Source organism: Melittangium boletus DSM 14713 (assembly GCF_002305855.1).
Lineage (GTDB): Bacteria > Myxococcota > Myxococcia > Myxococcales > Myxococcaceae > Cystobacter > Cystobacter boletus.
This window is the reverse complement of record NZ_CP022163.1, coordinates 1,464,329-1,483,375: the sequence shown is the minus strand read 5'-3', so window position 1 is coordinate 1,483,375 and position 19,047 is coordinate 1,464,329. Positions and strand designations below refer to the sequence as shown.

The window sequence follows — 19,047 nt, the reverse complement described above, 5'->3', positions numbered from 1 at the left end:
AGATTGCCTCCCAGGAGGCACATCCATGGGAAGTCCGCTGCTCGCGACGGACGGCTACAAGTTCAGCATGGCCGAGGCCGGCTGGCCGTTGCGCCGGGAGACGTTCTACTACTCGCACCGCAAGGGGGGGCAGCAGGTGGTGCCGTTGGACATCGAGTCCTTCGTGCGCTCGCTCCTCCCCGAGCCCACCGAGAGTGACTACTCCTACCTGGCGAAGAACAGCTACGAGATGGGCGCGGGCTTCAAGGCGGCCATCCAGAAGCAACATCTCGTCATCCGGGCCCTGCCGCGAGGCGCGCGCTTCTACCCGCGCGAGCCCGTGTTCACGCTGACGGGCTCCTCGGCGCTGGTGTCGTGGCTGGAGCCCCTGCTGTTGCAGCTCAACTTCCGCATCCAGGTGGCCACGGCCGCGCTGCTGGACCGGGAGTTGTTGGAGAAGGCGCTCGCCGTGGTGTCGTGCGAGGAGGAGAAGCGCATCGCCCTGGAGACGCTGGACTCGGTGGGCGCGAAGCCGGTGCCCATCCGGGTGGACGCGGAGGGCTACCACGACCGGGTGCTGGCGGTGGTGAAGGACCTGGTGGCGGTGGTGGGCGACGCGAGCCGCATCTTCGAGGTGGGGCTGCGCGCGGCCACCTGCATGCAGCAGCACGAGATCGCCTTGCGCGCCTGCCAGGAGGCGGGCGTCACGCGCACGAGCAACGTGCACCTGGCGAAGAAGCTGGGGATGATTCCCGTGGGCACCATGGGCCACGAGCATGTGCAGCGCTACGGGGAGGACGAGGCGGCCTTCCGGGCCATCCGCGAGCGGCGGCCGGAGCGCTCCAGCTTCCTGCTGGACACCTACGACACCCTGGCCTCGGGCCTGCCCACGGCCTTCCGCATCATCCACGAGGAGCCGAACGCGGGAGACTCCATCCGCTTCGACTCCGGCGACAAGAAGAAGCAGTACACGCTGGCGGTGTCGCGGGCGAAGGAAGAGGGCATCAAGCCGGTGCTCATCCTGGAGGACGGACTGGACGCCCAGGCCACGCGGGAGTTCGAGGCGCTGCGCACCCAGTTCGGCTGGGCGCCCTCGCAGCAGTTCTACGGCTACGGGGGCTTCATCGTGGCGCGCACCATGGCGTGCCCCTTCACGCGCGACCGCGTGGCGGCGGTGTACAAGCTGGCGTGCACGGGCCATGTGCCGACGATGAAGTTCGGCAACGAGCTGGCCGAGGGCAAGCAGAGCATTCCGGGCTCGCCGGTGGTGTTCCGCCGGGTGAGCGGCTCGGGGCCCATCGGGCTCGTGGGTCAGCACGGCGAGGCCACTCCCGAGGGGTATGTGCTGCTCACCGGCGCGTCCTCGGACACCACGCCTCCCAGCACCGAGACGGCGCCGCGCGTCGCGTACACGGCGGCCACCCAGGCGCTGGTGGACGGACTGCGCCAGCGTCACTTTCCCGGAGGAGTCCATGCCGCTGCCCCTTCCCGCGTTCCATGACGAGTCCCGCGTCGGCGAGCTCTTCCTCGAGCGCGCCGCGCGGGTGACGGACGAGGCCCGCCGCTACGCGGTGGAGCACCAGGTGCGTCCCGCGCGGGAGGACCGCCTGCGCATCGCCGCGTTCGGCATCGACACCCAGGTGGCCTTCTGCCACCCGGAGGCGAGCCTCTTCGTCCCCGGCGCGGTGGAGGACTCCCAGCGCACGCTGCGCTGGTTGTACGCGAACTTGAATCGCATCACCGGGCTGGTGTTCTCCCTGGACACCCACCGCGTCTTCCAGGTCTTCCACCCCGCGTGGTGGCGGGACGCGGAAGGCCGGCCGCCCCCGCCGCTCACGCCCATCACCGTGGCGGACCTGCGCGCGGGCAAGTGGCGCGCCACGCGGTTCCACGAGGACAGCGTCGCCTACTGCGAGCGCCTGGAGTCCACCGGCCGTTACGTGCTCACGGTCTGGCCCTTCCACGCGCTGCTCGGCGGACTGAGCCACGCGCTGCTGCCCGCGATGATGGAGGCGGGTCTCTTCCACGCCGTGGCGCGCGACACGCCCACGCACATCGTGCAGAAGGGCGAGGAGGCGCTGACGGAGAACTACTCGGTGTTCTCCCCCGAGGTGATGGAGGTGTCCGGCCGCAAGGTGGGCCAGTTCGACCAGGCGCTCTTCGAGCACCTGATGACGTTCGACCGGGTCTACGTGTTCGGCCAGGCGAAGTCCCACTGCGTGCTGTCGACGTTGATGGACCTCAAGAAGCGCATCGAGGAGACGGATCCGTCGAGGATGGGCCGCATCCACATCCTGGAGGACGCGATGAGCCCCGTGCCCGCGCCTCCGTTGGATCCCCTGCCGCCGGGATTGGACTTCCCGCGCGTGGCCCAGGAGGGCATCCGGTTGCTTCAGGAGGCGGGCATGAAGGTGGTCCGGACCACCGACCCGATCGACGGGTGAGGTCTCCCGACGTCCTGCGGGCCCGCCAGAGCCTGGCGCCGTACGCGCGCCCGGCGGTGGCGGTGGACCTGGTCATCCTGACGCTGGTGGAGGGGGCGCTTCACGTGCTGCTCATCCGCCGGGGCGAATCCCCGTTCGAGGGCCGTCTGGCGCTGCCGGGTGGTTTCCTGCGCGTGGGTGATGGCCAGGAGGACCAGGGCGAGGACCTGGACCTGGCGGCGGCGCGCGAGCTCCAGGAGGAGACGGGCCTGGCGTCCGAGGACGTGCTGCTGGAGCAGTTCGCCACGTTCGGCCGGCCGGGGAGGGATCCGCGCATGCGCGTGCTCTCCGTGGCGTACTACGCACTGGTGCGGCCGGAGCTGGCGCTGCGGGTCCGGGCGGGCGGAGACGCGGCGGAGACGCGCTGGGAGCCGGTGGCGGAGCTGGACGGGCACTCGCTCGCCTTCGACCATGGGCACATCCTCCAGGTGGCCCTGGCGCGCATGCGCGAGAAGCTGGACACCTCCGCGTTGGCATTCTCGCTCGTGCCGGAGCGCTTCACCATTCCGGAGCTGCGCACGGTGTTCTCCGCGGTGAAGGGCGAGCCGCAGGATCCCGGCAACTTCCGCCGCAAGGTGAAGCGGCTCGTCGAGGACGGTGTCCTGGAGCCCGCTCCGGGCGTGCGGCGCACGGCCTCCAAGCCCGCGGCGCTCTACCGCTTTCGTGCCTCCTGAGCCCATGACTTCCCTGGACCGGCGCACGCGCGGAAGGACTGCTCACGGACGCCTCCAGGCGCTCGATGCGTACCTCCTCCACGCGGAACGTGAGCTGCTCACCCGTCGGGAAGGCGACTGGGCGCGGGCCGCCTTCGTGGACGTGGGTTTTGGCGAGCACCCCTGGACCACGCTCGAGAGCGCTCAGGCCTTCCGGGAGGTGAATCCCTCCCTTCCCGTAGTGGGCGTGGAGCTGGAGCCCGCCCGGGTGGCGTCCGCCCAGGAGCATGCCGACGCGCTCACCGATTTCCGAGAGGGCGGCTTCGCGCTCCCCTTGCGTCCCGGAGAAACGGTCCGGCTCATTCGCGCCATGAACCTCTTGCGCGGCTACCGCCCCGAGGACGTCGCCGGCATCCACCACACGCTGGGGGGCTCGCTGCTGGAGGGAGGGCTGCTCGTGGAGGGGAGCACGGACACGTCCGGGGCGGTGGGGGTGTCGCACCTGCTGCGGCGGGGGGGGACGGGGCTCGTGCGCGAGGCGCTGCTGTTCCACACCGATTTCAGCCGGGGCTTCGCGCCCGTGCTCTTCCGCGACTGGTTGCCCCGGGACTTCCGCCGCCGCGTGAAGCCCGGAGAGCCCATCCATGCCTTCTTCGCGCATTGGATGGAGGCCTGGAACGCCGCGCGCGCGGCCGGACACCTGGAGCCGCCAGAGGCCTTCCACCATTCCGTCCTGGGACTGGCCGAGCGGGTGGAGGGCGTCATGACGGACCCGTGGTTGCTCACCCACGGCTGTCTGCTCTGGCGGCCCACCGGCGGGGTCTTCCTTTAAGACTTCCTGTTCTTTGGCGGGGCGACTCATGGCTTAAATGCGCCCCACCGTGACCTCCCTCCGCTTCGCTCCCTGGTCGCTGCTCGCCGTCCTCCTGCTCTTCGCGTCTCACGTCCGGGCCCAGGCCTACGACGGCGCGCGCCGCGAGGAGGTGGACGCGGGCGTCCATACTCCGGTGCTGACGAAACCTCCCGAGCTCGTGCGCTTCGTGGAGGCCGTCTATCCGCCCGAGGCCGCCGCCGCGGGCAAGACGGCCTCGGTGGAGATGCTCATCACCCTGGACGCGCAGGGCGCGGTGTCCGACGCCCAGGTCACCCGGCCCGTGGGCGAGGGCTTCGACGAGGCGGCGCTCGCGGCGGTGAAGCAGTTCCAGTTCTCCCCGGCCGAGGTGGATGGCGTGCCGGCCCCCATCCAACTCCAGTACGTCTACAACTTCGTCCTCCAGGCGCCCCCGGTGGAGGAGTCCGCGCCCCCTCCGCCGCCCCCCCAGTCCACCCTCACCGGCCAGTTGTTGGAGCGCGGCAGCCGCACGCGCGTGGAGGGCGCCACGGTGCGCTGTGGCGACGATCCGGAAGCGCCCGAGGCGACGAGCGACGCGGAAGGCCGCTTCACGCTGCGGGTGGCGCCCGGCGTCTGTGATGTGCGCGTGGTGGCGGGCGACTATCACCTCTTCACCACGAAGGAGACGCTGGCCCCCTCGGAGACGACGGAAGTCATCTTCTACCTGATGCCCAAGGCACCCGGCTTCGAGACGGTGGTGCGGGGCGCTCGCGAGAAGAAGGAAGTGGTGCGCCGCACCCTGGAGCGCCAGGAACTGCAGAAGGTGCCGGGCAGCTTCGGAGACCCCATCCGCGTGCTGCAGAACCTGCCGGGCGTGGCGCGCGCGCCCTTCATCTCCGGCCAGCTCATCGTGCGCGGCGCGGCACCGGACCAGACGCTCACCTTCTTCGATGGCGTGGAGGTGCCCATCCTCTACCACCTGGGCGGTGGACCCTCGGTGCTCAACTCCGAGTTCATCGACCGGATTGACTTCTTCCCGGGCGGCTTCGGCTCGCGCTACGGCCGGGCGGTGGGCGGCATCGTGGACGTGGCCACCCGCAAGGGCGCGTCCGACACGCTGCACGGCTCGGTGAAGGTGGACCTGCTGGACTCGGGCTTCTTCCTCGAGGCACCCGTCGCGGACGGCGTCTCCATCGCCGGAGCCGCGCGGCGCTCGTACGTGGACGTGCTCCTGCCGCTCGTGCTTCCCGAGGATCCCGAGGGCGGTTCGCTGCTCGTGCTCCCGCGCTACTGGGACTACCAGGTGCGCATGGACTTCGGCGCGAAGCGGGGGGAGACCGGACCGGGCCGCCATTCCGGATACGTGATGGCCTTCGGCTCGGATGACCTGCTCAACGTGGTGGCCACGGGCGGTGGGCGCAACCGCGACGTCACCGTGGACGCGCGCACGCTCTTCCATCGCCTCAAGGGAGACTGGACCTACCGTCACGGCAACCTCACCTCCGTCCTCACCCCCTATATGGGCTACGACCTGGGCAGCTTCGGCTTCGGCGAGTCGAAGCTCGACGCGAGCATCTGGTCGCTCGGAGTGCGCGAGGACCTGTCCCTGGAGCTCCAGCCCTGGCTCGTCGCGCGCGCGGGCGCGGACGTGCGCTTCGAGCACCTGGTGGGAGAGGGCAGCCTGCCCACGCTCGGCGGCGTCCAGTACCCGTCCTACCCGGGCGCCGAGCCCCAGGCGGAGGTGCAGTACATCAAGCGGACGGCGAACACCTTCGACGGCGCGCTCTTCGCGGAGGTGGATCTCAAGGCGGGGCCGGTGACGTTGACGCCCGGCTTGCGCGCCACCTACTCGCGCATCTACGGCCAGACGCGCTTCGCCTACGATCCCCGGTTGTGGGCGCGGTGGGTGCTCTCGGAGAAGATGTCCCTCAAGGGCAGTCTGGGTCTCTACAGCCAGCCGCCGGACGCCTTCAACCTGGAGCCCGCGCCGCTCGGCAATCCCCATCTCTCGTACGAGCGCGCCTTCCAGTCGAGCGTGGGCGTGGAGCGTCAGATCACCGACGCCATCAGCGTGGACGTCTCCGGTTATTTCAACCGGCGCTATGACCTGGTCGTCTCGCCGGGCGACAACGTCACGAACGTGGATGGCACCATCACGCGCTACCAGTACTCCAACCGGGGGCTTGGCCGCGCGTATGGTCTGGAGGTGTTGCTGCGCCATGCCGTGACGCGCAATTTCTTTGGCTGGCTGGCCTATACGCTCAACCGCTCCGAGCAGCGGCGCGCGGGAGGGGATCCCTACCGGCTGACCACGTATGATCAGACGCACATCCTCACGGCGGTGGCCAGCTACCGGCTGCCGTATGGTCTGGAGTTGGGTGCGCGCATGCGCTACGTGACCGGCCGTCCCACCACGCCGTTGCAGCACACGTTCGACCGCTACGACTCGGACCGCAACCGCTACTACGGCACCTACGGGCCCACCGACTCCACCCGCTTCAAACCCTTCCATCAATTGGATGTGCGGCTGGACAAGAACTGGCTCTTCGAGCGTTGGACGCTCACCGCCTATATCGACGTGCAGAACGTCTACAACGCCTCCAACGTGGAGGCGACCTTCTACGACTACCGATACCGCGAGATGTTCGAGGTGCCCGGCATCCCGATCCTCCCGGTCATCGGCGTCAAGGGGAGCTTCTGATCATGCGCCACCTGCCCGCCCTCCTGGGATTGCTGTTCTGCGCCGCGTGTGTGGGTCCCGAGGACACGCCCTCGAACGTGAAGGACCTGCGTGTGCTCGCGATGCGGTTCGATCCTCCCGAGCTCTTCGCCGATGTCTGCTCCCCGGATCCCTCCGCGCTCCTTCCCACGCTCGCGCGTCCGGTGCGGCTCACCGCGCTCCTCCCGGACCCCGCCGGAGAGGGCCGCGACCTGGACTACGTCCTCTATGCTTGTTCCTCGTCGCGCGATGACCTCTGCGAGGAGGACCGGGTGGAGCTGGCGCGTGGCGTGACCCGGGGCGGGGAGCTGGTCGTGAACCTGGCGCCGGGGCCGGGCGTGGCCCAGCTGGAGGACGGCACGCTCCTCGCGCAGCGGGTGCTCGAGGAGGACACCTACCAGGGGCTGGGCGGTATCCGGCTGCCGGTGGTGCTCGAGGTCTCGGGGGGCGGCGAGCGCATCTACGCGCGCAAGCTGATGGTCTACAACTGCCCCCTGGTGCCGGGCATGGCGGTCAACGTGCAACCGGAACTGACGGGCCTGCTCCTGGAGGGCGAGCCGTGGGAGGAGGGCGTGCCGCGCGAGCTGTCCGGGCCCGGCCCCTTCCGGGTGGAGGCGATGGACTTCTCCGAGCGCCAGGAGAGCTACGTGGTGCCCTCGTTCGAGTTCAAGCCCGTGCAGCTGCGCGAGTCGTGGGAGCTGTCCTATTACGGCACGCTGGGCTCCTTCTCTCCGGGCCAGACGGGTGGCTCGGACCTGGGAGGCGGGGAGGAGCGGCACCGCGTGGAGTGGCGGCCCCCGAGCTCCGCCACCGAGCCCCAGGATGTTCTCTTCTGGGTGGTGGTGCGCGATGGGCGAGGCGGCTTGACGTGGGTGACCCGTTCGGTGCGCTACACGCCGTGAGCCGCGAGGACGGTTGGATGGAGGACAATGCCTTTCATCCAACAGCCTTTGTGAGGGTGTTCCGGGAATCCACATTTCACCTCCCTTGAGGGTAATGGAGGGATTTCCAGCCCATCTTGTACTGTCTTTTTCGTCGCTACCCCTGGCGGCACGAAAGGATGGATGGGCCCATGAAGAACGACACGAAGCAGTCGAAGCTCCGCCTCAACAAGGAGACCCTGCGCAACTTGTCCGAGGACGACTTGAGCAAGGCGGCGGGAGGTAACGGTGACTCCGCCGGTGTCATCTGCATCTTCTCGATCCTGATCATCTGCGGCGACTCCATCGTGTGCTCGGTCCTGGCCGGCTCCTGTAACAACGACAACGGCGGGTAGTCCCGGCGCGGAAGACCCCCGTCTTCCCTCCGAGCCGGCTCCTTGGCGTGAGGAATCCGTCAGTGGAGCAGGACTGGCGGGCCCTATCCGACGCGCCCGCCCGCTGCTCCAACTGGTCCGAGGCCGTCATTCCCTCTCATCGCCGCCGCGTGTCCGTTCCCGAGTCAGCCTCTCGGGAAACCGGGCCGTGGCGCGTTGTCATTCGTGCTTCTTTGTCATGCCCGAATGCTGTCTGGTTGGTTTGTCGGAATCATACAATCCACCGCCCTGGTGGGCGATGGAAGGGATTGCTAGCCATCTTGTACTGTCTTTTTCGCCGCCACTCCCGACGGCTCAGAAGGACGGATAGATCCATGAAGAACACCAAGGTTCAGCAGAAGCTCCGCCTCAACAAGGAGACCCTTCGCAACCTGTCCGAGGACGATCTGAGCAAGGCGGCGGGTGGTAACGGTGATTCGGCCGGCGTCATCTGCATCTTCTCGATCCTGATCATCTGCGGCGACTCCGTCATCTGCTCGGTCCTGGCCGGCGCCTGTGACAACGACAACGGCGGGTAACCGCTTCAATCACGTCTGTCTTTGGACGTGAGCGCTTCGTCTCCTGGGGTTGTCACCCTGGGGGGCGGAGGCCCATTCACCCGCGGCATGCCGCAAGGCTTCCGCGGGCGGGAGTCCGGACGGCGCGCGGGTGGAGACCTCCACCACCTCGTCGAAAGGAGATCCTTCCGACTCCGCGTCGGGCGCGACGCGCCCCGCGAACATCACCGTGTGCTTGCCGAGCGCGTGCGCCTCCTTCGCCAGGGCGCCGGGTCCCTTGCCCAAGGCTGTCTGTCGATCGAAGCGGCCCTCGCCCGTGAGGACGGCCTCCACCGAGGTGAGCCGTTCGGCCAGCCGCAGCGTGCGTGCCACGAGCGCGTACCCGGAGATGAGCCTTCCCCGCGTCAGGGCCACCAGTCCGTAGCCGAAGCCTCCCGCCGCTCCCGCCCCCGGTGTCTGGGCAAGTCCACTGTCGAGGCGCCCGGCGAAGTGCGCCAGGGCGGCTTCCAGCTCGTCCACGGCCGCCGCGTCCGCGCCCTTCTGGGGCCCGAAGAGGTGGGCGGCTCCGTTGGGGCCCAGCAGGGGCGCGGTGACATCCGTGGCCACCTGGAATTCCACCGAGTCCAGCCCGGGATGGCGGGAGCCCGACTCCACCCGCGCGAGCCGTTTCAACGCGGCGCCGCCGGGGGGCAGGGGCGCGCCCTGGGCGTCGAGGAATCTCCAGCCGAGCGCCGAGAGGGCACCGGTGCCCCCATCGGTGGTGGCGCTGCCGCCCAGTCCGAGGATGATCCGGCGGCACCCTCGCTCCAGCGCGTCACGAATCAGCTCGCCGGTGCCATGAGTGGAGGCGCGCCGGGCATCCCGTGCGTCCGGTGCGAGCAGGGACAGGCCCGAGGCGGCCGCCATCTCGATGACCGCCGTGTTCCCCGCGTCCAGCAGTCCATAGGTGGCGCGCACGGGCTGGCCGAGCGGACCGGTGACGGTGCGTGTCACGCGCTCGCCGCCCACACCCGCGAGCAGCGCGTCCACGGTGCCCGGTCCCCCATCCGCGAGCGGTGCCACGTCCAGCTCCACGCCGGGCGCGCCCTGGCGCAGGCCGTCGGCGAGGGCGGCGGCGGCCTCGGTGGCGGTGAGGGTGCCCTTGAACTCCTGGGGGGCCACGAGCCAGCGCGTCATGGGCGTGTCTTGCCCTTCCGGGCGAAGGCCTCCGCGTGCCAGTCCAGCAGGGGTCGGGGGCCCTTCAACGACGGCAGCAGGCGCTCGGACAGGCGCTCGAGGCGGACGAGCAGGGCGTTCACCGTCTCCGCGGGCTGACGGGCCGGCCCCTGGATTCGGTCACAGAAGAAGGTGCGGCAGCCAAAGGGACGATCCGCGTACACGGTGCAGCGGCGGCCCGCGGCGTCCAGGTAGGGACAGCCTCCATCCGCGCGAGGAGGGGGGAGGGGGTGGCGGCGCGCGAGCAGCAGCCACTCGGGCCACCACAGCCAGGGTTGGCGCCGGGTCGTGGCGAGCTGGCAGCACTCGCCACTGGCCGGGCACGAGAAGGGCGCGTAGGCCGTGTCCGCCCGCTGGTAGACGGTGCGCAGCTCCTTGAGGGCCCGCTCCTCCTCGTGGGCATTCCCGGATGGGGAGGGCGCCGCCTCGTCCTCGTCCTCGTCGTCCCAGTCCCGGCCGCGCATGGAGTCCTCCTGGTCAGAGCACGCGGAGCACGAAGCACTTGAGGTAGCGCGTCTCGCGCAGGTTCAACAACACGGGGTGATCCTTGCCCGCGCCTCGCTTCTCGACGATCTGCACCCGCCGCTTCGCGTCCGCCGCCGCCGAGGCCAGCATGTCCTCGAAGGCCTGCTCGTCGATGTGGTACGTGCAGCTCGCGGAGATGAGGTAGCCGCCCGGCCGCAGCAGCTGAATGGCGCGCAGGTTGATCTCCTTGTAGCCGCGCAGCGCTCCGGGGATGGCGTCCTTGTTCTTGGCGAACGAGGGCGGGTCCAACACGATGGTGTCGAAGCGCTTGCCCTCGTCCAGCGTGTCGCGCAGGTAGTCGAAGGCGTTGGCCACCACCACGTCCACGTTGGTGAGCTTGTTGGCCGCCGCGTTCGCGCGCAGCTGGGCCGCCGCCGCGTCGGAGATCTCCACCGCGGTGACCTTCTGGGCCCGGGTGGCGAGCTGCAGCGCGAAGCCGCCCACGTACGAGAAGCAATCCAGCGCCTCGCCGAAGGCGTACTGCGAGGCCATCACGTGGTTCTCGCGCTGGTCCAGGAACGAGCCCGTCTTCTGGCCCTCGAGCAGGTCCGCGCGCACGCGCACCAGGCCCTCGTCATACGCCACGGGCCCGGGCAGGGTGCCGTACAGCACGCCCTTCTCCTGCGTCAGCCCCTCCAGCGCGCGCACGCCCACGTCCGAGCGGTTGACGATGGCCCGGGGCTTGAACAGCTCCACCAGCAGGTCCACGAGCAACTGCTTGCGCTGCTCGGTGCCGGGGATGAGGAACTGCACGCTCAGGCAGTCCCCGTAGCGGTCCACCACGAGCCCCGGCAGCAGGTCCGCCTCGCCGTGCACCAGGCGGTAGGTGTTCTCTCCGGGCAGGGCGCGCTGGCGCATGGCATCGGCCAGGGCCAGGCGCTGGCGGAAGAAGTCCGTGTCCACCGGCACGTCGTCGTAGGTCAGCCAGCGCAGGGAAATCTTGGACAGCTTCGAGTAGAAGGCCTTGCCGAGGAACCAGCCCCGGCCGTCCACCACGCGCACCACCTCACCCCCCTGCAGGGCGGGGTCCCCGTTGAGGTCGGCGCGGTAGATCCACGGGTGGCCCGCCTGCCATCGCTCGACGCCCCGGCGCACGAGCGACACCTGGGGAAGGCCGTCCGGGGCGATGTCCGGGTGGGTGCGGTCCGGGGCGGGCTTCTCGGGGCGGTGCGAGGGGCGCTTGTGCCCGGCGGGTGGGCCGGAGCGGCGTTCGGGGCGGGGGCCTGCGGGGGGTGGCTTGGACATGGCGTTCGCGGCGTATACTCCAACCGGCGTGAGATACGACCTGCTCCTTCAATCATTGACCCCGGGTGCCCCCTTCGACAGTGCCCGGGTGGAATCGCTCCTGGTTGCCCGGGGGGCGAAGGCTCGGCCGGAAGGTGGGCACCTCTGGCAGCTCGACTTCGGCGCGGTGGAGGTCCACCCGCTTCGCGAGGGCGGCCAATGGATCGCCACCGAGGTGCGGGTGCCCCTCTCGGACCGGGCGGACCTCCTGCGCGAGGTGGTCACCAAGGGACTGGCGCTGGCGTCGGAGGCCGAGGTGCGCTTCTTCGATCCCCAGCTCGGGCGGGAGCTGTCCAAGCGGGAAGAGGACGCCGTGGCGGAGCAGTATCTGCGCACCGCGCGCTACGCGAGCGACACGCTCGGCATGGCCGAGGCCATGCCGATGCCCGCCGCGACCGAGACCGAGGGATTCCAGCCGACGACGAAATTCGCGCTGGGTGTGGTCGCCTTCTTCGTCCTGCTGTACCTGCTGGTCAACTGGATGGGCGACCAGCTCGCGGGCGGGTAGGGGCCTTGAGCCCTCCGCTTGTACGGGCATGGAGGGCGGCCGGGCATTAGGTTGGGGGGATGTTCAAGCTCCTCTTCCTCACGCTCGCGCTCCTGCCCTTCGCCGAGCTGTACCTCTTGTGGCGCATCGGCCATGCCGCTGGCTGGGAGCTCGTGCTCGCCCTGGTGGTCATCCCGGCGCTGATCGGCTCGTCCCTGGCCCGGAAGGAAGGCACGCGGGTGCTGCGCCGTTGGAGTGAAGCCATCGCCCAGCGCCGGATGCCCGAGGAGGGCCTGCTCGGGGGGTTGCTCGTGCTCGTGGGCGGCGTGTTGCTGGTGATTCCCGGCGTGCTGTCCGATGTCCTGGGACTCGTGCTGCTGTTTCCCCCCACGCGCCGGCTCGTGGGCCGATGGGTGCGCCGGGGCGTCGAGCGTCGCATCGCCTCGGGCTCGGTGCGCGTCGTCTCCTTCTCCACCACCTCCTCGCCGTTTCCCGGGACGCCGGATGTGGCGCCGCCTCGGGCCTCGCCGAGGCCGCGCATCGAGCGCGGGAACCGGGGCGAGGTGGATGCCGAGTTCACCGAGGGAGACGAGCGGGGATAGCTTGCGTGGGTTGCCTCAGTGGTAGGGCAGGGGTTGGTTCTCGCGCACGAAGAGCTTGAGCGTGCCCTGGCAGATGCCCCGCAGGCGCTTGCAGTCGAGCTCCCGGGTTTCCTCCAGCCGGAGGGTGTCCTCGAACAGGAGCACGTCCTCGGTGTCGTGCAGCCGCAGGTGCACGTGGTCCTCGTCGTTCCAGGAGACGTGGGCCTTGAGGACGAGGCGCTTGCCCTGGAGCTCGAACACCACGGGGATGCGCTCCGCCGGGGAGAGCGTGTACACGCCCGTGACGGCGGGGTGCTGCAGCAGCAACTGCACGGGCCGTTGATGTTCCTCGGAGGCCTTGAGCGTCACGGGGTACTGGCCGGTGATGTTCAGGGCCATGAAGTCCAGGGTGGGCGGGTGCTCCTGGGCGAAGGGCCTGAGCTCGAGCTGCTTCTGGGTGCCCAGCACGCGCGCGATGGCGCCCTGGGGGGTGCGCAGCATGCCCGAGCACTTGTCCGGCTGGGTGCAGTCAACGGTGAGCCGCCAGTGGGCGCCGGCATCGGGACAGTCCGAGGGCACCTGCAACTGGCCATGGGCCTTGGGGGTGAGCACGAGGCTCTGGGTGCTGCGGGTGCGGCAGACGAAGTCCACGTCCACGGCGAGCGCGGTGACCTGGACCGAGGTGTCCTTCGGAGCCGGTGGGTCCTTCGGAGCCGGGGTCTTGTCCGCGGCGAGCAGCAGGGCGAGCACGGAAAGGGCGGAGAGCATGGCCCGGGTCTACCACGGGCCCCGCGTTCCGCCCCGTTCACGGCGTCTGGAGCGCGGGACTACTTGTCGGTCGCGTCCTCGATCTTGTCGCCGGCGCTCTCGACGGCGTCCTTGGTGTCGTCCTTGGCCTCGTCGGCGGCGTCCTCGATCTTGTCGCCGGCCCGCTCGGCCTTGTCCTCGACATTCTCACGGGTGTTGCGGTGGCAGCCCGTGGCGCCAGCCAGCAGGGAGCCCAGCGTCACGGCCAGCAGTGCCTTCTTCATGGTGCGTTCTCCTTGGGTGATGTCCCGGCGTGGCGCCGGGGTGAGACGGCGGCGGAATCTAGGGGTGACCGGGGCGCTTGCACGGAGAACTTGCTGGAGCGTGAAGGAGGCGACACATCCGCCGTTCACTGGGGCTCAGCGCTTCTGGCGCGAGCCGCTGGCGGAAGCGGTGCGGCGGGCCTGGGGCTTCTTCGCCCGCGCGGCCGCCTTCTGTCCCCGCGCTCCCGCCAGCTTGCGGCGGGCGAGCACCGCTCCGGCGTCGGTGGGTTGGGCGACGTCCTGCTCGCCCTGGGTGGAGATATCCAAGGTGCCCGCGACAACACCCGATGCCTGGTCCGTGGCCTTCGTCATGTACGACCTCCGTCCAGGTAAGGTAGGGACGATGCCGCGCGCGTGAAGCGCCGCATGCGAGTGTTCATCGGTGGACGCCGCCACTGGATGGAAGGAGGGCTGAGTGGTGGGGGTCGAGTCGATGGGGGCCGCGGCGCGATGGTGGTACGCCCTGAAGCCGGCGAGCTGGCCGAAGGTGTTCGTCCCCGCGCTCCTCGGACAGGCCGTGGGCGCGGCGAGCGCGGGACGCCTGTCGGGACCCGCGCTCGCCTGGGGCGTGCTGTGGACGGCCGCGGACATCGCCTTCATCGTGTTGCTCAACGATTGGGGGGACCGGGAGGTGGACGCCCTCAAGCGCCGCATGTTCCCCCGAGGCTGTTCCCCGAAGACGATCCCCGACGGCATCCTTTCCGCGCGTGCCGTGCTCGGGGCGGGACTGGGCGCGGGTGGGGTGGCGCTGGTCCTGGCGGCGGTGGGCGGCGTCGGGTTGGGGCGTCCGCTGCTGTTGCCGCTCGCGGCCCTGTGCCTGGCCCTCTTCGCCGCCTACACGCTGCCTCCCCTGCGCCTCAACTACCGGGGCGGTGGCGAGTTGCTGGAGATGGTGGGCGTGGGGGGCGTCCTGCCCGCGTTGCATGTCTACGCGCAATGCGGGAGCTGGGCGCCCGCGCGCTTCATGGAACTGCTCCCGGGCCTGTTGGCGCTGTCCCTGGCGAGCGCGCTCGCCAGTGGTTTGTCCGATGAGGAGAGCGATCGCGCCGGAGGCAAGCGCACCTTCACCACCGGGTGGGGCAACACGTGGGTCCGCCGGGCCTCGGAGGTGCTGGTGGGGTTGGGCGCGCTGCTCTGGTCCGTGCGGCTCGGGGTGGGGGTTCTGGCCGTACCGGTGGTGTTGTTCTTTGGCGCGAGGATGGTGCGCCAGAGTCCCGCCGCGGTGACGAACGCGTTCGGGGCGCAGTCGGCGTACAAACTGGAATTGCACCGCGCCATCTGGTGGAGCACGTTGACCTTGTCGGCGGGCGTCCTCGCCGCCTCATGGGGGGTCGGGAGGTGAGCGCGTTTCCTCAGACGGCGTTCGCGGAGTTGGAGCGGCTGGGTCCGTTGCTGGGCGTCCGGGCGTCGCTCGACACTTCCCGCGAGTGCGCGCCATTGCCGGTGGAGTTGGCGGCGCGGGTGCTCGCCGGGCAGGAGGCGGGCGAGCGGGGGGGCGCGTTCGTCCGGGGGCTGACGGACGTGGTGCTCGTGCTGATCGAGGACTTTCCGGACAACATCTTCTGGGACCTGGACTATCTGGCGTGCCGGCTGTGGAGCGCCGGAGGGCCTCGGGACATCGAGGTGTTCACGCACCGGGTGGTGGGCTTGTTCCGGGGTTTCGGCAACAAGTCCGAGCTGCGCTTCCGCTACGCCCACGATTTCCTGTTCGGCTTCGACTGGGCGCGTTGGGTGGCGCGCGAGCCCTTGGTGCGCGCGGGCATCGGTCCCTTCGATCTGGCGTTCTTCGACTATCTGGACGCGCGGCGCCAGACGTTGGTCGAGCTCATCTCGGACAACGACGCCAAGTACGGACAGCTCGAGGGGGCGGCCTTTCGCAATCCCTTCACCTTTCTGCGCGAGCCCCACGAGGAGGAGTTGCTGCACCAGATGCTCGCCCGGGAGGACCTCATCCCCGTGAAGGCTTGGCGCATGGATGGGGAGCGCCGCTGGGAATTGCCGTTCTCGGACCTGCGGGCCGAGACCGCCCGGCGCCTGGGAATCACTCGGGAGGATGCCTCGTGATGGCCTGGCTCCAGGCGTCCCGGTTGCCCTCGCAGTCGTACATCGCGCTGCCCTTGTTGCTCGGTCAGTTCGTCGCGGCGCGGGAGCGGGGGGGCGCACTGGAGCTGGGCACGCTCGTGGCGGTGCAGCTCTTCGGCCTGTTCGATCAACTCTTCATCGTCTACGCCAACGACTGGGCGGATCAGGAGACCGACCGCCGCAACCGGACGGCCACGCTCTTCTCGGGGGGCTCGCGGGTGCTCGTCGAGGGACGGCTGTCGTCCCGGGCGCTCGGCGGGGCCGCGATCGTGTGCGCGGTGGGGTTGATGGGCGTGTCCCTGGGCCTGGCGGTGCTCCGGGACGAGCCGCTGCTCATGGCGCTGGCCGGGGCGGCGCTGGCGCTGCTGTGGGCCTACAGCTATCCGCCATTGAAGCTGTCCTATCGGGGGGGCGGGGAGTTGTTGCAGATGGTGGGCGTGGCCGGCGTGCTGCCCCTGTATGGCTACCTCGCGCAGGGGGGCGAGCTGTCCGGGTTTCCGTGGGCGCTCACGCTGATGCTGCTGCCCACCCACCTGGCCTGTTCCATCGCCACCGCGCTGCCCGATGAGCCCTCGGATCGCGACAGTGACAAGCGCACGCTGCCCGTCCGCGTGGGCGGCGAGCGGGCCGCGTGGGTCATCCTGGCGCTCAACGGACTCACATGGGTGCTGGCCCCCGCCGGTCTCGCGTCCGTGGGCCTGCGGCTGGGGGCGGGATGGCTCGTGCCGGGGGTCGCGGCGCTCGCGGTGGTGGGCGTGCGTCCCGCGCCCCCGGGCTCGCGGCGCATCCTCGTCCGGGTCTCGGCCGCCATCCTCGCCACCCTGGCGGTGGTGGCCTGGGTGATCCTCGGCCTCGCGTTTCCCCACGGCGGCCATGACGTATGAATTCCTGGTGCTGTCGGTGCTGTTCCTGGTGCCGGGCCTCCTCATCGGGTGGGGCCGCCCGGACCTGCGCGGGCTGATGAAGCGCTCGGTGCTGTTCGCGCTCCCGTTCGCGGCGACCGAATGGCTCTTCTATCCGGAGTATTGGACGCCCCGCTTCCTGTTCGACCTGGCGGATCGGATCGGCTTTGGCATCGAGGATGTGTTGTTCGTGGCCGGGCTCGCCGCCTTCGCCTCCACGGGCTACGCGGTGGTGTTCCGCCAGACGGTGGTGCCGAGGCGGGACGCGGGGCGGCCAGTGTGGCGGGTCGTGGGCGCGCTGGTGCTCGTGCTGGGGATGGCCGGAGTGCTGCGGGGCGTGGGGGTGCCCATCCTCTATGCCTCGGTGGTGGCCATGGTCGCGGGGGCCGGGGGCCTGTTGGGCGTGCGCCCGGATTTGAGGAGACCCGGACTGCTCGGGGGGCTGGTGTCGATGGCCATCTACCTGGTGTTGTGCCTGGTCTTCGCGCGGCTCGTGCCGGGGGTCTTCGAGCGGACGTGGCGGCCGAGCCTGCTGCTCCCGGGCCGGTTTCTCGGCGTTCCCCTGGATGAGTTGCTGTACGGATTCGGCGCGGGTGTGGCCGCCACGGCCTTTCCCGCCTGGGCCTTCGGCCTCGGGTTCGCGCCCCGGCGGCGGGGTGCGCTTCCCGCCGGACCCGGAAGCGTGTAAGCCGGCACGGGACATGGCTTCTCCCGATCCCAGCGAGGACGTCCAGGCGGCCCCGGTTCCCCCCGAGCCTGGCGCGCCCTCTGGCGTGAGCTCGTGGTTGTCGCTGTTGGGCGCGGGGCTCGGACTCGCGCTGGTCTCCAACGCCTTCACGCCGGTGAACTCGGACCTGGGTTGGACGCTCGCCTTCGGCCGCGAGTGGGCGAACACCGGGGTGTTCCCCCAGGTGAACGACGAGACCTTCACCGAACCCGGCCATCCGCTCGTCATGTACCAGTGGGCCTTCAACGTCCTGCTGTACGCGCTGCACGCGCGATGGGGCGCGGCGGGCGTCATCGCCGCCAAGTGGGGATGGATGGCGCTCACCGTGGCGGGACTGGCCGCGAGCATCCGCGCCGTCGCCACCGGAGGCCTGGTGCGGATGGTGGTGCTGCTCGCCTCCGTGCACTTCATGTGGATGGGCTTCGAGCTGGTGCGCGCGCAGATCGTCAGCTTCGCGCTGATCGCCCTGGTGGTGTACGCGGGCGTGTCGGGCAACCGGCGCGCGTTGTGGATCTCCGCGCCGCTCGTGGGCCTGTCCGCCAATTTCCATGGAGGATTCCTCGCGGGCTGGTTCCTGCTCGCGGGGCTGTGCGGTGCGCGCATGCTCGAGGCGCGGCTCGGTTGGAGCGGCGAGAAGCCGCCGCACTGGAGCGAGTGGACCGTGCTGCCGGGGGTCGCGGCCCTGTCGTCGTTGCTGACCCCGTATGGCCCCCGGCTCGTCACCGAGACCCTGCGGTTGTCGGGAGACCCCGCCCGGCTGCTCGACCGGGAGTGGATTCCGCTCTGGTCCGTGGGGACGCTCGTGTACACGGAGAAGGTGGCGCTCGTGTTGTTGGCGCTCTCGCTGCTGCTGGCGCTCGTGTTCCTGCCCTTCCGGCGGTTGAGGTTGTGGATGCTGCTCGTGCTGGCCGTGGGGACGAGCCTGTCGGCGAGCCGGCACCTGCGGATGGCGCCCCTGCTGCTCGCGCCCGTCGTGGCGGTCTCGCTCGAGGCGGCGCTCGCCCGCGTGAAGACGCTCCGGATGGATCGCCTCGACGCGCTGGCGGTGAAGCTCTCGGGGGTGCTCGCCCTGGCGCTGCTGGCGCTGTGGGCCCTGCGGGTGCCCGAGGCGTTGGGCTTCATCGAGTGGCCCTTTCGCAATCCAGCCAACGCCATCGCCGTGATGCGGCTCAACGGCCTGTCGGGCCGGGTCTGGAACGACTTCGACTGGGGCGGCTTGTTGCTGTGGGCGGCACCGGACTCGCGCGTCGCCTGTGACGGCCGCCACGTCATGGCCTACTCGGGCGAGATGATCGCGACGAACATCAACCTCGGGTACGACAAGAAGGATCCCCTGGCGACGGTGGAGCGCTACGGGACGGAACTCGTGCTGCTCCGGCGCGATGATCCCGCGCTGCCCCGGCTGACGTCGCGCTTCACCGTGCTGTACTGCGATGAGGACGCGTGCCTTCTGTCCCGACGTCCGGAGGACATCGCCCTCCTCCGGGAGGGCAAGCTCCGGCGGCCCGAGAACTTTCTGTTCGTGAGCGACTACTTCAAGTCGGCCCGTGGACCCGATGCCGCCTGGGACGTAACCGTCCAGAAGGCGGCGTCGCGTCTGGTTTCGCCTGCGTCCCGGGCCGAACTCTGATCCAATCCAGGAAACCAGCGGCCCGGTGCTCCAGATCCAGGAGCCGGTGCGTGGCCGCCCGATGGA

The 19,047-nt window shown here is 70.0% G+C and carries 21 protein-coding genes; 15 read left to right on the top strand and 6 right to left on the bottom strand.

Features of this window, described 5'->3' with window-relative positions:
• The first annotated feature begins 25 nt into the window (after positions 1–25).
• From MEBOL_RS06260 to MEBOL_RS06225, 8 genes are all read left to right on the top strand, one after another.
• A complete protein-coding gene (locus MEBOL_RS06260; protein ID WP_095976551.1) occupies positions 26–1,480 on the top strand; it encodes a nicotinate phosphoribosyltransferase in 1,455 nt (484 codons plus the stop codon).
• A complete protein-coding gene (locus MEBOL_RS06255) occupies positions 1,452–2,423 on the top strand; it encodes a cysteine hydrolase family protein (protein ID WP_095976550.1) in 972 nt (323 codons plus the stop codon). The genes MEBOL_RS06260 and MEBOL_RS06255 overlap by 29 nt, the downstream gene beginning before the upstream one ends.
• A complete protein-coding gene (locus tag MEBOL_RS06250; protein ID WP_245919508.1) occupies positions 2,420–3,136 on the top strand; it encodes an NUDIX hydrolase in 717 nt (238 codons plus the stop codon). The genes MEBOL_RS06255 and MEBOL_RS06250 overlap by 4 nt, the downstream gene beginning before the upstream one ends.
• A gap of 4 nt (positions 3,137–3,140) precedes the next feature.
• Positions 3,141–3,947, top strand: coding sequence for a methylase (locus tag MEBOL_RS06245; RefSeq protein WP_095976549.1), 807 nt, complete (start codon positions 3,141–3,143; stop codon positions 3,945–3,947).
• Positions 3,948–3,996: 49 nt separating this feature from the next.
• Complete coding sequence (locus MEBOL_RS06240; RefSeq protein WP_245919507.1) at positions 3,997–6,648, top strand: TonB family protein; 2,652 nt, start codon at positions 3,997–3,999, stop codon at positions 6,646–6,648.
• A 2-nt stretch (positions 6,649–6,650) separates the two neighbouring features.
• Positions 6,651–7,568, top strand: a complete 918-nt coding sequence (locus MEBOL_RS06235; RefSeq protein ID WP_095976547.1) for a hypothetical protein — start codon at positions 6,651–6,653, stop codon at positions 7,566–7,568.
• Between the two features lie 170 nt (positions 7,569–7,738).
• Positions 7,739–7,942, top strand: a complete 204-nt coding sequence (locus tag MEBOL_RS06230) for a class I lanthipeptide (RefSeq protein ID WP_157774793.1) — start codon at positions 7,739–7,741, stop codon at positions 7,940–7,942.
• Between the two features lie 353 nt (positions 7,943–8,295).
• Positions 8,296–8,499, top strand: a complete 204-nt coding sequence (locus tag MEBOL_RS06225) for a class I lanthipeptide (RefSeq protein WP_095976545.1) — start codon at positions 8,296–8,298, stop codon at positions 8,497–8,499.
• 9 nt (positions 8,500–8,508) lie between these two features.
• Here MEBOL_RS06225 and MEBOL_RS06220 read toward each other — a convergent pair whose 3' ends face one another.
• The 3 genes from MEBOL_RS06220 to MEBOL_RS06210 are packed head-to-tail and all read right to left on the bottom strand — an operon-like array spanning position 8,509 to position 11,463.
• Positions 8,509–9,654 (bottom strand): glycerate kinase, encoded by a 1,146-nt coding sequence (locus tag MEBOL_RS06220; protein ID WP_095976544.1) that lies wholly within the window; start codon positions 9,652–9,654, stop codon positions 8,509–8,511.
• Entirely contained in the window at positions 9,651–10,157 is a 507-nt protein-coding gene (locus tag MEBOL_RS06215; protein ID WP_095976543.1) for a YkgJ family cysteine cluster protein, read from the bottom strand. Before MEBOL_RS06215 ends, MEBOL_RS06220 begins: the two co-directional genes overlap by 4 nt.
• Before the next feature lie 13 nt (positions 10,158–10,170).
• Positions 10,171–11,463, bottom strand: coding sequence for a class I SAM-dependent rRNA methyltransferase (locus MEBOL_RS06210; RefSeq protein WP_179956389.1), 1,293 nt, complete (start codon positions 11,461–11,463; stop codon positions 10,171–10,173).
• Between MEBOL_RS06210 and MEBOL_RS06205 the strand changes: the two genes are divergently transcribed.
• Both MEBOL_RS06205 and MEBOL_RS06200 read left to right on the top strand, forming a co-directional pair.
• Positions 11,462–12,010 (top strand): hypothetical protein, encoded by a 549-nt coding sequence (locus MEBOL_RS06205; protein ID WP_095976542.1) that lies wholly within the window; start codon positions 11,462–11,464, stop codon positions 12,008–12,010. The genes MEBOL_RS06210 and MEBOL_RS06205 overlap by 2 nt on opposite strands.
• A 59-nt stretch (positions 12,011–12,069) precedes the next feature.
• The gene (locus MEBOL_RS06200; protein WP_095976541.1) at positions 12,070–12,591 is read left to right on the top strand and encodes an FxsA family protein; all 522 of its coding nucleotides are present in this window, start codon (positions 12,070–12,072) and stop codon (positions 12,589–12,591) included.
• A gap of 15 nt (positions 12,592–12,606) precedes the next feature.
• Here MEBOL_RS06200 and MEBOL_RS06195 read toward each other — a convergent pair whose 3' ends face one another.
• The 3 genes from MEBOL_RS06195 to MEBOL_RS06185 all read right to left on the bottom strand — a co-directional run bounded on the left by MEBOL_RS06195 (position 12,607) and on the right by MEBOL_RS06185 (position 13,952).
• Positions 12,607–13,338 (bottom strand): hypothetical protein, encoded by a 732-nt coding sequence (locus tag MEBOL_RS06195; protein WP_095976540.1) that lies wholly within the window; start codon positions 13,336–13,338, stop codon positions 12,607–12,609.
• Between the two features lie 59 nt (positions 13,339–13,397).
• Positions 13,398–13,601: a YtxH domain-containing protein gene (locus MEBOL_RS06190; RefSeq protein ID WP_095976539.1), complete on the bottom strand. Its 204-nt coding sequence runs from the start codon at positions 13,599–13,601 to the stop codon at positions 13,398–13,400.
• Positions 13,602–13,736: 135 nt separating this feature from the next.
• On the bottom strand, positions 13,737–13,952 hold the full coding sequence (locus MEBOL_RS06185) for a hypothetical protein (protein WP_095976538.1): 216 nt from the start codon (positions 13,950–13,952) through the stop codon (positions 13,737–13,739).
• Between the two features lie 106 nt (positions 13,953–14,058).
• Here MEBOL_RS06185 and MEBOL_RS06180 point away from each other — a divergent pair, with 106 nt between their 5' ends.
• From MEBOL_RS06180 to MEBOL_RS06160, 5 genes are read left to right on the top strand one after another with little or no spacing between them, the layout of a single operon-like run.
• Positions 14,059–14,982 (top strand): prenyltransferase, encoded by a 924-nt coding sequence (locus tag MEBOL_RS06180; RefSeq protein ID WP_245919505.1) that lies wholly within the window; start codon positions 14,059–14,061, stop codon positions 14,980–14,982.
• A complete protein-coding gene (locus MEBOL_RS06175) occupies positions 14,979–15,704 on the top strand; it encodes a ferrochelatase (protein ID WP_245919502.1) in 726 nt (241 codons plus the stop codon). Before MEBOL_RS06180 ends, MEBOL_RS06175 begins: the two co-directional genes overlap by 4 nt.
• Positions 15,704–16,606, top strand: a complete 903-nt coding sequence (locus tag MEBOL_RS06170) for a prenyltransferase (protein ID WP_095976536.1) — start codon at positions 15,704–15,706, stop codon at positions 16,604–16,606. The genes MEBOL_RS06175 and MEBOL_RS06170 overlap by 1 nt, the downstream gene beginning before the upstream one ends.
• Positions 16,596–17,312, top strand: a complete 717-nt coding sequence (locus MEBOL_RS06165) for a lycopene cyclase domain-containing protein (protein ID WP_095976535.1) — start codon at positions 16,596–16,598, stop codon at positions 17,310–17,312. The genes MEBOL_RS06170 and MEBOL_RS06165 overlap by 11 nt, the downstream gene beginning before the upstream one ends.
• 13 nt (positions 17,313–17,325) lie before the next feature.
• Positions 17,326–18,981 (top strand): hypothetical protein, encoded by a 1,656-nt coding sequence (locus MEBOL_RS06160; protein ID WP_095976534.1) that lies wholly within the window; start codon positions 17,326–17,328, stop codon positions 18,979–18,981.
• Positions 18,982–19,047 lie beyond the last annotated feature (66 nt).